We start from the raw sequence: 11391 nt of genomic DNA, 5'->3' as shown, positions 1-11391 counted from the left end.
CGCCCAGCGTCACCGTGTTCTTGAAGCCGCCATAGAAGTCCATCTCGATCGGCGCCGAGACTTGCGGATTGCTGTCACCGAGCCAGCTGATGCTCGAGTTCCAGTTGCCCACGTAAAAGCCGCTCGAATGCGCGTAGTCAAACCCGCCCTGGATGGCCGGGCGGCGGTTGGTCTGCATCAGGCCGCGATAGCGATACTCACTGGCCAAGGTCACGTTGGCGGTGAAGGTGTGCGGCGAGGCGTCGGCGGCGGCAGCGGCGTCGGTAGGTGCACCGCCCTCCTGCGCGCTGCTCTGGGCGAATGCCGCGGGGGTGAGCCCGCAAAGCACTACTGCACTGGCGCTGACTGCAAGGGCCAACTTCTTCATGGGTTTGCTCTCCTTTTCCTCTGGCTCGGTACTTGTGTGTTTAAGAATGATTTGCGAAACGACACTCCTGCCACCATTACTGCAACTGCCGTGCCAGGCAGAAAACGACGATTACAAATTATTATTTGTGCCCATATAGACGCTTTGAACGACTGCGCTGGCTGGCTCCCGGCGAGCGCAGTAACGTTAAAAGGTGTTACCAGCCCGCGCCGGCGCTTTCCCGGCGACGCCTGAAGCGCGATAATCGGCCCATGCCGGCGGCAAGTGCCGTGCGCGCATCGCCTTCGTCCGCACCCCATTACGGTGCACCGCGATGCTGCACGCCGAATCCGCTCACCCCATTACACGCACCAAGGCGGTGCAAAAGGAGAATCACAATGAAGCCCACCGACCTGTTCAACGATTTCCAGGCCAAGATCAGCGAGGCCTTGCGCAACTCGCCCGCCAAGGACATCGAGAAAAACGTGCGCAGCATGATGACGCAAGGGTTTTCCAAGCTCGACCTGGTCACCCGCGAGGAATTCGATGTGCAATCGCAGGTGCTGGCGCGCACCCGCGCGCGGCTGGAAGAACTGGAAGCCCGCGTGCAGGCGCTGGAAAGCCGCGCGGCAGGCGCGTCCGACACGTCTGTTTCCGGCTGAAGCCCTTGCTGCGCCGCACGCTCGCCCAGGTAGTCAGATGAACCTGGGCCAAGATCCCGACCGATGGCCGCCGTATTCCGGCGGCCATTTTCGTTAACACATCCTTGACGCTTTCGGAGTGAGATGAGCCTCGCACTGCTGCGTAGCCGGGCGTTGACCGGCCTTGAGGCACCGCTGGTATCGGTCGAGGTGCACCTGGCCAACGGCCTTCCTGCCTTCACGATCGTCGGGCTGGCCGATACCGAGGTGCGTGAAAGCCGTGAGCGGGTCCGCGCGGCCATCCTCAACAGCCGCTTCGAGTTTCCCAGCCGGCGGATCACGGTAAACCTGGCGCCCGCGGATTTGCCCAAGGAATCCGGGCGCTTCGACCTGCCGATCGCACTCGGCATCCTGGCCGCCAGTGGCCAGGTCCCGCTGGACGGGCTGGATGCCAGCGAGTTCGCCGGCGAGTTGTCGCTATCCGGGGAGTTGCGCCCCGTGCGCGGGGCGCTGGCCATGGCAATGAGCCTGGGGCGCGACAACGCCGCGCGGCAGATATCGGGCGCAGGCCCGCCCCGCACTTTCGTGGTAGCGGCAGAAAATGCGCCGGAAGCCGCCTTGATCGACGGGATCACGGTCTACGGAGCACGCTCCCTGCTGGAAGTCTGCGCTCACCTGGGCCCCCTGCCGGACGCCCGGCTGGCGCGTGCGGAACCGCTTGCGCAGATCGGCGAAGACGAGCCTGCCGGTCCGGACATGCGCGACGTCCGGGGCCAGCCGCAAGCGCGCCGCGCCATGGAAATCGCGGCCGCCGGACAGCACTCGGCCTTGCTGGTCGGCCCTCCTGGCACTGGCAAATCCATGCTGGCGCAGCGCTTTCCCGGCCTGCTGCCGCCGATGACGCTGGACGAAGCGCTGGAATCCGCCGCGGTGCAGAGCCTCACCGCCGCCGGCTTCCACCCCGCCCGCTGGCGCGAGCGGCCCTACCGGTCGCCGCACCACACCGCTTCGGCGGCGGCGCTGGTGGGCGGTGGCAGCAATCCTCGCCCCGGCGAGATCTCGCTGGCCCATCAAGGCGTGCTGTTCCTGGATGAACTGCCGGAATTCGACCGCCGCGTGCTGGAGGTCCTGCGCGAACCCCTCGAATCGGGCCGCGTCACCATCTCGCGCGCCACGCGCCAGGCCGACTTCCCCGCCCGGTTCCAGTTTGTCGCCGCCATGAATCCCTGCCCGTGCGGCTACCTGGGACACCCGTCGCGTCCCTGCCGCTGCACGCCGGACCAGGTGCTGCGCTATCAGTCCAGGCTGTCGGGGCCGCTGCTCGACCGGATCGACCTGCAAGTGGAGGTACCTGCCCAGGACCAGCGCGAAATGCTCGATGGCCCTCCCGGCGAGTCCAGCGCCGAGGTGCGCCAGCGCGTGCTGGCCGCCCGCGCCCTGCAGCAGGCGCGCCAGGGCAAGCCCAACGCGGCGCTCTCAGGGCGTGAGATCGACGAGCACTGTCCGCTCACGCCCGAGGCGCAAGCCCTGCTGCGTGGCGCCATGACCAAGCTGTCCTGGTCGGCGCGCGCCTATTTCCGGGCGCTGAAGATCGCCCGCACGATTGCCGACCTGGCGGGGACCGAGCTATTGCAGCCCAGCCATGTGGGCGAAGCCATCCAGTATCGGCGGGCGCTGCGTACGCCGTAGCGACGGCGCGCGTCCGGTTCGCACTCAGCCGCGCCGGGGCGGAGGCACCGCCACCGGCGGCTCCGTCGGCGGCGGTGGGTGTTCGATGGGCGGGAGATCGGGCGGAATGCCCGGCGGCGGCGGCTCCTCGTCCGGCGGCACGGTATGGGCCGGTCGTGCATGCAACCTGGCCTGCAGGGTGGAAGAGCTTCGCATTGCTTACCTCCGCTCGAGTCGTCCTACCTATTGAAGCAAACGCACCTGCGGGAAGCTAGCGGTAGATCAGGAGATCGGGAGACCGGGCCGGCGCGGATGCCGGCTCCGCTTCCTCAAGCCGGATGGCGCCTGACGAAGAACAGCGCGGCGCCCACGGCCACCAGCACGCTGCCGAAGATCCGGTTCTGCCAGCGCACCGCGCGCGCATTGCGGAACAGGCCGCGCATGCGCGAGGCCAGCAGCGCGTAGCCATGCATCACCACCAGGTCCACGGCGCACATGGTCACGGCCAGGATGGCGAGCTGGGGCGCGAGCGCATGGGCCGGGTCGATGAACTGCGGCAGCACCGCGACCATGAAGATGATGCCCTTGGGATTGGTCACATTGGTCAGCAAGCCGGTGGCAAAACGGCGGCGCGGGCTCAGCGCGGCAACGCGCGGCGCCTCCTGGCCCTGCGCCGCCTCATCCGGGGCGCTATCCACGCGGGCGCGCCACTGCTGCACGCCGATGTAGATCAGGTAGAGCGCACCGATCGTCTTGACCACGGCGAAGGCATGCTCGGACGCCAGCAGCAGCGCGCCCAGGCCGCCGCCCGCCACCAGCAGGATGATCACCAGGCCGGTCTGCAAGCCGAAGATCGTAGTGGTGGTCTTGCGCAGCCCGTACGACAGGCCATGGCTCATCGACAGCACCGCCCCCGAACCCGGCGAGACGGCAATCACCCAACAAGCCGCGAAATAGGCCAGCCAAACTTCCCAACGCATGAAAAAACTCCCTTGAACGGATTGATCGGCCCGCGCATTGCGGGCCGGCTAAGCGCAATAAGGCTCGGTTAGCGCCTAAAACGGATGAAAACCAGTGAGGAACTGGTCGACCTGCTCCGCCTGGCGCTGGTCGCGCGCGGCATCGCCGGCCTCCAGCACAACCGCCTGGTAGACGTGCACCCCGGAAGCCACCAGCCGCGCCGTCAGCCTGCGAGGCGACTGGTCCTGCGGCGAGACCGCCGCCACCTGCACCTCCACGCCGTCAAGCGCCACGGCGGGTGTCGCGGCCGACATCACCTTCACCTTGCGCGTCTTGACCGCTTCCGCGGGGTGGGGACCGAGGTTGCCAAGCAACCCCGCCTGCATCGATTCAAGCGCGGCCTGCCGCAACGCGGCATCGTCGGCGGGCAAGGTCACCACGCCAACGGCGAACAGGGTTTCGTCGATCCGGGCCGCGTCCATCGTCATTGGCAGCTTGCGCCCGGCAATGGCCACTTCGCGGGCGGCGCCGCTTGGCTTGCCCGGATAGAGCGCGGCGTACGCGCCTTCGTTGGACTGAATGGTACGCCAGTCATAGCGCGGCGAGCAGGCGATCAGCATGGCGCCGAGCGCAGTCACGGCGAGGGCGGTGGCAAGCGAGGACGGTAACAAGCGGGAAAACCGGCGGTGGGACATCTCGGCAGTGGGTACGGCAGCGTGCGGCAACGTTCGGCGGACATTGCCGGGGACGGTGCCCGGGATTGCGCGATCCCGCATCCAGGGCGCGCGGGCGGCACCACGGATGCGGACGGAAGCCGCTATTATCGGGGAACCTGCGTGCCAGCGCGCATCCACATTGCCAGCCCATGCAAATCCCGTCGCCAGGCCACCCGCCAGTCCCGTCCATGCCGCGACCGCGCCGTGCGCCCGCCCGCCGTACCTTGCGCGCCATGGCGGCGGTGATGGGTGCCCTCATCGTCACGACAAGCCATGGCGCCTTGGCCGCCAGCACCCGCCTGCCCGCGGCAACCGACCTGGCCGCCCAGGCCAAGGCGGCTGCCACCCGCGGCGAACCGCTGGTGGTGCTGGTCACGCTGCCCGACTGCGTTTACTGCGAAACGGTGCGCCGCAATTATCTCGGCCCGCAGGCCGCGGCGGGCGAGATCGTGGCGCGGGAGCTCGACATGACCGCCAACACGCCGCTGCGCAATGCGGATGGCAGCATGACCACGGCGCGTGAATGGGCCCGCAGCCGCAACGTGACGGTGGCGCCCACGGTGCTCTTCCTGGACGCGCGCGGCCGCTCGCTGGCCACCCCGTTGCGCGGCATGCAGCCTGACTTCTACGGTGCCTACCTGGAACAGGCGCTGGATAAGGCCCGCTCGGCGCTGGCCGCCGCGCCGGACTGAACTGCGGCTAATCGCCGCAGCGCGAGTGCCTCCATGCATGCATCCGGCAGCGCCGCGGCAGCGGCAGTAGAATAGCGGCTTGTCTGACCTGTCGGCGAGCATCATGACGACCTCCACTTCCCCAACCGCCCCTCCCGCGGCAAGCCCGGCCCGGCGCAAGCTCTGGCCCGCGATTGCCGCCGTGCTGCTGGTTGCCGTGCTGGCCTGGTTCGGCTACCGCGCCATCGCCCCGGCCACTGCCGCCCCGCCCGCCACCTTCACGCTGCTGTCGGGCGAGAAGGTCAGCACCGCCGATCTCAAGGGCAAGGTCTACCTGGTCAACTTCTGGGCCACCAGCTGCGTCACCTGCGTCAAGGAGATGCCGGACATGGTCAAGACCTATGACAAGTTCAAGGACAAGGGCCTGGAGTTCGTGGCGGTGGCAATGAGCTACGACCCGCCGATGTACGTGATGAACTATGCGCAAACCCGCAAGCTGCCGTTCAAGGTGGCGATGGACTCCGACGGCGCGGCGGCCAAGGCATTCGGCGAGGTGCAACTGACCCCGACCACCTTCGTGATCGATAAGGACGGCCGCATCCTCAAGCGCTATGTCGGCGAACCGGAGTGGGATGCGCTGCACAAGCTGCTCGACGGTGCGCTCGCCAAGGCGGCCTGATCCGCGCAGCCCGCCCGAATCCGCCAGAAAGGTGCCTGCCATGGCACCTTTTTTATTGCGGCAGCCCCACGCAATGGCCCCGGCCTTGCGCAGTTCGCCTGTATGGATATACAGTTACCGGCAGTTTTCCCCGCCCATGCCGGCGAGCGCACTTGCACGCCCGGCATTCCCAAAGGCCCCTGCCGTGTTACTCGATCCCGATCCCAGCGCCGTGCTTTGCGATGCACCCGCCAACAGGCAGGATGCCTGCGCCACGCCCGCCTACCTGTCCACCCTGAACCCGGAACAGCGCGCGGCCGTGACCCACGAGCCCGCCGCGCCGCTGCTGATCATTGCCGGCGCCGGCTCGGGCAAGACCAACACGCTGGCGCACCGGGTCGCGCACCTGGTGCTGGGCGGCGCCGATCCGCGCCGCATCCTGCTGCTGACGTTCTCGCGCCGCGCGGCGTCGGAGATGGGGCGGCGGGTCGAGCGCATCGTGGACCAGGCGCTCGGCATGCAGACCTCCGGCGCGGGCCGCGCCGCGCTGACGTGGTCGGGCACCTTCCACGCCATCGGCGCGCGCCTGTTGCGCGAGTACGCCGAGACGCTCGGCCTGTCGCCCAGCTTCACCATCTGCGATCGCGGCGATGCCGCCGACCTGATGAATGTGGTGCGCCATGACCTCGGCCTGTCCGCGCAGGCCTCGCGTTTCCCGCGCAAGGAAACCTGCCTGTCGATCTACTCGCGGGTAGTCAACACGCAGGCCCCGCTGGAAGACGTGCTCAAGCAATGGTTCCCGCGCTATGCCATGTGGACGGATGCGCTGCGCGGGCTGTTCGCCGGCTATGTGGAAGCCAAGCAGAAGCAGCAGGTGCTCGACTACGACGACCTGCTGCTCTACTGGGCGCAGGCCCTGGCCGAACCCATGCTGGCGCAGGACATGGGCGCACGCTTCGACCATGTGCTGGTGGACGAATACCAGGACACCAATGCGCTGCAGGCCGCCATCCTGCTCGCACTCAAGCCCGACGGGCGCGGCCTGACCGTGGTGGGTGACGATGCCCAGTCGATCTATGCCTTCCGTGGCGCCACGGTGCGCAACATCCTCGATTTCCCCGGGCAGTTCACCCCGGCCGCGGACATGGTCACGCTGTCGCAGAACTACCGCTCGACCCAGCCCATCCTGGCTGCCGCCAATGCGGTGATCGGCCTGGCGGCCGAACGCTATACCAAGGACCTGTGGTCGGAGCGCGGCTCGGCCGAAAAGCCGGAGATCGTCGTGGTCAACGACGAAGCGGACCAGGCCCGCTACGTGGTCGAGCAGATCCTGGCGCGGCGCGAGGCCGGGCTGGCGCTGCTGTCGCAGGCCGTGCTGTTCCGCGCCGCCGACCACAGCGCGCAGCTCGAGATCGAACTGGTCCGGCGCAACATCCCCTTCGTCAAGTTCGGCGGCCTGAAATTCCTGGAATCCACGCACGTAAAGGATGTGCTGGCGGTCGTGCGCTGGCTGGAAAATCCGCGCGACCGCATGGCGGGCTTCCGCAGCCTGCAGCTATTGCCCGGCGTGGGACCGAAAACCGCCGCGCGCGCGCTGGACGCGGTGGAGATCGCCACCGAGCCGCTGTTCGCGCTGGAATCCTTCGACGCACCGCCGGCCGCCGCCGAGGCGTGGCCCGATCTGCTGGCGCTGGCGCGCAGCCTGATGGCGCCGGCCGCGCCGTGGCCCTCGGCCTTCGAGCAGGTGGTGGCGTGGTACCAGCCGCATCTGGAACGCCTGCACGACGACGCTCCCGCGCGCGCGGCCGATCTCCAGCAACTGGAACGGATCGCCGCCACCTACGCCTCGCGCGAGCGCTTCCTGACAGAACTCACGCTCGACCCGCCGGACGCATCGAGCGACGAATCCGGCGTGCCGCTGCGCGACGAGGATTACCTGATCCTGTCCACCATCCACTCGGCCAAGGGCCAGGAGTGGAAGGCGGTCTACGTGCTCAATGCCGTCGACGGCTGCATGCCTTCGGACCTGGCCACCGGCACCACCGAGGAAATCGAGGAAGAGCGCCGCCTGCTGTATGTGGCGATGACCCGCGCCCGCGACCACCTCGACATCGTGGTGCCGCAGCGCTTCTATGTGCACCAGCAAACGGGCTACGGGGATCGCCACGTCTACGCTTCGCGCACGCGCTTCCTGCCCAACCGGGTGATGCCGCTGTTCCACAGCCGCGCCTGGCCGCCGCCCCCGCCGGTGGCGGACGCGCCAGCCAGGGCGCCGTTGCCCAGGCTCGACCTGGCCGGGCGCATGCGGGATATGTGGCGTTGAACTGCCGTTGACGGCAGGCTGCCCTACAACCCGTAGCGCTTGATCTTGTCGTACAGCGTGGCCTTGCCAACCTGCAGCAGGTCCGCGGCCTGGCTGACCGCGCCGCCGGTGCGCGCCAGCGTATCGGCGATGACAGCACGCTCGTAGTGTTCCATGCGCTCCTTGAGCGGCGTGGAGTCGTCGAGCGCATCGGCGCGCGTGCCGCCCTCCGGCACGCCCAGCACCAGACGGTCGGCGGCGTTGCGCAACTCGCGCACATTGCCGGGCCAGGCACGCTGCATCAGCGCCTGGCGCTGCAGCTCGGAGAGGATGGGCGCGGGGCGCTGGTAGCGCACCGCCGCCACCAGCATGAAGTGCTCGAACAGCGGCACGATATCCTCGCGCCGCTCGCGCAGCGGGGGCAGCGGGATGGTGACGACATTGAGCCGGTAGTAGAGATCCTGGCGGAACGTGCCTTGCGCCACCAGCGCCTCGATATCCCCCTTTGCTGCCGCCACGATGCGCACATCGATTGCGATCGACGCATTGGACCCGAGCCGCTCCAGCGTGCCCTCCTGCAGCACGCGCAGCAGCTTGACCTGCAGCGCCAGCGGCATGCTCTCGATCTCGTCGAGGAACAGCGTGCCGCCCGAGGCATGCTCGAGCTTGCCCACGCGGCGCTTGCCGGCGCCGGTGAAAGCGCCCGCCTCGTGGCCAAACATCTCGCTCTCGAAAATGGCTTCCGGCACCGCGCCGCAATTCAGCGCGACGAACGGTGCATGATGCCGGGGCGACAAGGCATGCAGGCTGCGCGCCACCAGCTCCTTGCCGGTGCCGGTCTCGCCGTTGATCATCACCGGCACGTCGGTGGCGGCCACGTTGGCCACCAGCATGCGCACCTGCTCGATGGCCGGAGAGCGCCCGATGATACGGGTGCCCGCGGCCGGGCCGGCCAGCTCGCGCCGCAGGGCGCGGTTTTCCAGTTCGAGCGCGCGCCGTTCCAGCGCGCGGCGCACGGTCTCGGTCAGGCGGTCGGCGCCAAAGGGTTTCTCGATAAAGTCGTAGGCGCCTTCGCGCATGGCCTGTACCGCCATGGTGATGTCGCCGTGGCCGGTGACCAGGATCACGGGTACGCCCGGCGCCGCGTTGCGGCAGTGCTGCAACAGGTCCAGGCCGCTGGCGCCGGTGAGCCGCACGTCCGTCACCAGCACGCCGGGGAATTCCGGCGACAGGTGCGGCATGGCGGCTTCGGCCGAAGGCAGCGCCAGCACGGAGAAGCCAGCCAGCTCCAGGCTCTGCGCGGTAGCCTGGCGTACCAGGGGTTCGTCTTCGACGAACAGGACACGCAATCCGTCTTGCATGGCGATGCTCACTCAGTATGGGTGGGAGAGGTGGATCTTGGCGCGGCGCGGGGCGCACCGCCATCGGGCGCAGGTGCGCGCCGCAGCACCACCACGAATTCGGCGCCGCCATCCGGCCGGCTGGCCGCGCTCAGCTGGCCGCCGAACTCGCGCACGATGGAGGTCGAAATGGCCAGTCCAAGGCCGAGGCCCTGGCCGATTTCCTTGGTGGTGAAGAAGGGCTCGAACAGCCTGGGCAACACGTCGGCGGGAATGCCGGTGCCGTTGTCGCGCACCGCGATGCTGACGGTGTCGCCGTGCTCGCTGACCGCCACTTCCACGCATGGCGCGTCCGGCGCAGCGGTGGCCAGCGCATCCAGCGCGTTGCCGATGAGGTTGAGCAGCACTTGCTCAAGCTTGAGCTCGTCGGCCCACACCGCAGGCCCGGGCGGCTGCGACAAGCCCTCCACCCTTAGCGTGACGTGGGCGAGCCGCGGCGCCATCAGCGCCAGCACGTGATCCAGCGCGGCGCGCACATGCACCGCGTGGCGGCGCTGGCGCGCCTTGCCGGCGAACAGCTTGAGCTGCCCGGTGATCTTGCCCATGCGTGCCGTGAGATCGGCAATGGCGGCCAGGTTGTCGGTCACCGCATCGAGCTTGCCGCGCTCCAGCAGCACGCGGGTGTTGTCGGAAAAGGTGCGCAGGGCCGCCAGCGGCTGGTTCAGCTCATGGGTAATGCCCGCCGCCATCTGGCCCAGCGCCGCCAACTTGCTGGCCTGCACCAGTTCGTCCTGTGCCGCGCGCAGTTCGCCCTCGGCGCGCGTGCGCTCGGCCACTTCGGCTTCCAGTTGCTCGTTGATGGCCATCAGGTCAGCCGTGCGCGCCTCCACGCGCCGCTCGAGTTCGTCGTAAGCGGCTTCGAGCAAGCGCCTGCCGTATTCGATGTCGCGCGCGCGCTGGCGGCGCTGGCGCCAGTTGAACAGCAGCAGGCACATGCAGGCATAGGCCAGCGCCGCGCCCACGGTGGCATTGCGCGCGCTCGCCAGCACCGGGTCCAGCGAGGCCATCACCTGCATGGTCCAGTCGGCCGGACCCACCTTGCGGCTGATCTCGAGGTAGCGCTCGGCGCTGCCGCCTGTGCCGATGCGCACCAGCCGCGCGCCCTCGCCCAGCACCGTATGGCCGAGCCAGCGCGTGACCGGCGATTGCAGCGCCTCCAGCGGCAGCGGCTTGACCGCCTGGTCGTGGTACTGGCGCGTGCGGTCCAGCTCCGACTGCAACTCGGGCGGCAGCGGCCGCAGCGTGCGGTATTGCCAGGCCGGAACCGATGAAAGAAAAACCACGCCGTGGTCGTCGCTCACCATCACCGGCTCGGCGCCGCCGGCGCCCGCGCGCTGGAACCACTCCAGGTTGAGCTTGACCACGGTCACGCCCACCACCCGGCTGCCCACCTTCACGGGCTGGGCGATGTAATAGCCGGGTTCGTCGCTGGTGATGCCGATGGCGTAGAAGCGCCCGACCTCCCCGCGCGAGGCGATCTGGAAATAGGGGCGGAAGCGGTAGTCCGTGCCGACGAAACTGCCCGGCTGGTCATGGTTGCTGGCGGCCAGCGCCAGGCCGTTGGCGGCGATCACATAGGTGGCCGAGGCGCGCGCGCGGCGATTGACGTCGGACAGGTAGCGGTTGGCCGCCGCCACCCGCGCGGGATCGCCGGGTGCGGCCAGCAGGTCGTGAACGAAAGGATGGAGCGAGACCAGCGCGGGAAGAAACTCGTAGCGGTCGAGCGTGCTTTCCAGCGTGGACGCGTAGCGGTCGGCGCGGGTCGCCGTGGTCTGTTGCAGGGCATCGATGCCGCGCTGCACCGAAACCAGCCAGGTCAGCGAGCACAGCGCCAGCAGGCCGATGGCCAGCGCCGCGGCAAAGCCTCGCCAGCTTCCGCCGCCATCGCCCGGCGCATGCACCAGGCGGGCGGAAGCGGGATCATGCACGGCGAGGAAATCGTCGGAATGTGGCATCGGCGCATGCGAAGGGACACGCGCCGATGATACCCGCTGGCGGGCGGCGCCGGCTGGCGCCGCCGCCCCGGAGG

At 68.7% G+C, this 11391-nt stretch carries 11 protein-coding genes; 5 read left to right on the top strand and 6 right to left on the bottom strand.

Annotated features, from left to right (window positions below; translation table 11 throughout):
* The coding region (locus CF70_RS32995) for a TorF family putative porin (protein ID WP_035875809.1) at positions 1–367 on the bottom strand (367 nt) is incomplete at its 3' end.
* Between the two features lie 377 nt (positions 368–744).
* Between CF70_RS32995 and CF70_RS32990 the strand changes: the two genes are divergently transcribed.
* Together CF70_RS32990 and CF70_RS32985 are read left to right on the top strand one after the other, a co-directional pair.
* On the top strand, positions 745–1008 hold the full coding sequence (locus CF70_RS32990; RefSeq protein WP_035875807.1) for an accessory factor UbiK family protein: 264 nt from the start codon (positions 745–747) through the stop codon (positions 1006–1008).
* Between the two features lie 123 nt (positions 1009–1131).
* Positions 1132–2676 (top strand): YifB family Mg chelatase-like AAA ATPase, encoded by a 1545-nt coding sequence (locus CF70_RS32985; RefSeq protein ID WP_035875805.1) that lies wholly within the window; start codon positions 1132–1134, stop codon positions 2674–2676.
* A gap of 24 nt (positions 2677–2700) precedes the next feature.
* On the opposite strand, the gene CF70_RS37145 is transcribed toward CF70_RS32985, so the two are convergent.
* From CF70_RS37145 to CF70_RS32975, 3 genes are all read right to left on the bottom strand, one after another.
* Complete coding sequence (locus CF70_RS37145; protein WP_200876850.1) at positions 2701–2871, bottom strand: hypothetical protein; 171 nt, start codon at positions 2869–2871, stop codon at positions 2701–2703.
* A gap of 113 nt (positions 2872–2984) precedes the next feature.
* Entirely contained in the window at positions 2985–3635 is a 651-nt protein-coding gene (locus CF70_RS32980) for a LysE family transporter (protein WP_035875804.1), read from the bottom strand.
* A gap of 75 nt (positions 3636–3710) precedes the next feature.
* Positions 3711–4310, bottom strand: coding sequence for a membrane protein (locus tag CF70_RS32975; protein WP_035875802.1), 600 nt, complete (start codon positions 4308–4310; stop codon positions 3711–3713).
* Positions 4311–4576: 266 nt separating this feature from the next.
* Between CF70_RS32975 and CF70_RS32970 the strand changes: the two genes are divergently transcribed.
* The 3 genes from CF70_RS32970 to CF70_RS32960 all read left to right on the top strand — a co-directional run bounded on the left by CF70_RS32970 (position 4577) and on the right by CF70_RS32960 (position 7983).
* The gene (locus tag CF70_RS32970; RefSeq protein ID WP_152561979.1) at positions 4577–5023 is read left to right on the top strand and encodes a thioredoxin fold domain-containing protein; all 447 of its coding nucleotides are present in this window, start codon (positions 4577–4579) and stop codon (positions 5021–5023) included.
* A 103-nt stretch (positions 5024–5126) separates the two neighbouring features.
* Positions 5127–5681 carry a TlpA disulfide reductase family protein gene (locus tag CF70_RS32965; protein ID WP_035875800.1) on the top strand — a complete coding sequence of 185 codons (555 nt, stop codon included), beginning with the start codon at positions 5127–5129 and terminating at the stop codon, positions 5679–5681.
* Positions 5682–5865: 184 nt separating this feature from the next.
* Complete coding sequence (locus CF70_RS32960; RefSeq protein WP_235185307.1) at positions 5866–7983, top strand: ATP-dependent helicase; 2118 nt, start codon at positions 5866–5868, stop codon at positions 7981–7983.
* A gap of 23 nt (positions 7984–8006) precedes the next feature.
* Here the strand turns inward: CF70_RS32960 and CF70_RS32955 are convergent, their stop codons facing one another.
* Together CF70_RS32955 and CF70_RS32950 are read right to left on the bottom strand one after the other, a co-directional pair.
* Positions 8007–9323, bottom strand: coding sequence for a sigma-54-dependent transcriptional regulator (locus CF70_RS32955; RefSeq protein ID WP_035875816.1), 1317 nt, complete (start codon positions 9321–9323; stop codon positions 8007–8009).
* Between the two features lie 8 nt (positions 9324–9331).
* Positions 9332–11317 carry a sensor histidine kinase gene (locus CF70_RS32950; RefSeq protein ID WP_035875814.1) on the bottom strand — a complete coding sequence of 662 codons (1986 nt, stop codon included), beginning with the start codon at positions 11315–11317 and terminating at the stop codon, positions 9332–9334.
* Positions 11318–11391: the final 74 nt, after the last annotated feature.

It is taken from the genome of Cupriavidus sp. SK-3, from assembly GCF_000611145.1.
GTDB lineage: Bacteria > Pseudomonadota > Gammaproteobacteria > Burkholderiales > Burkholderiaceae > Cupriavidus.
The sequence above is the reverse complement of the archived record's forward strand: the minus strand, read 5'-3'. Positions and strand labels throughout refer to the sequence as shown.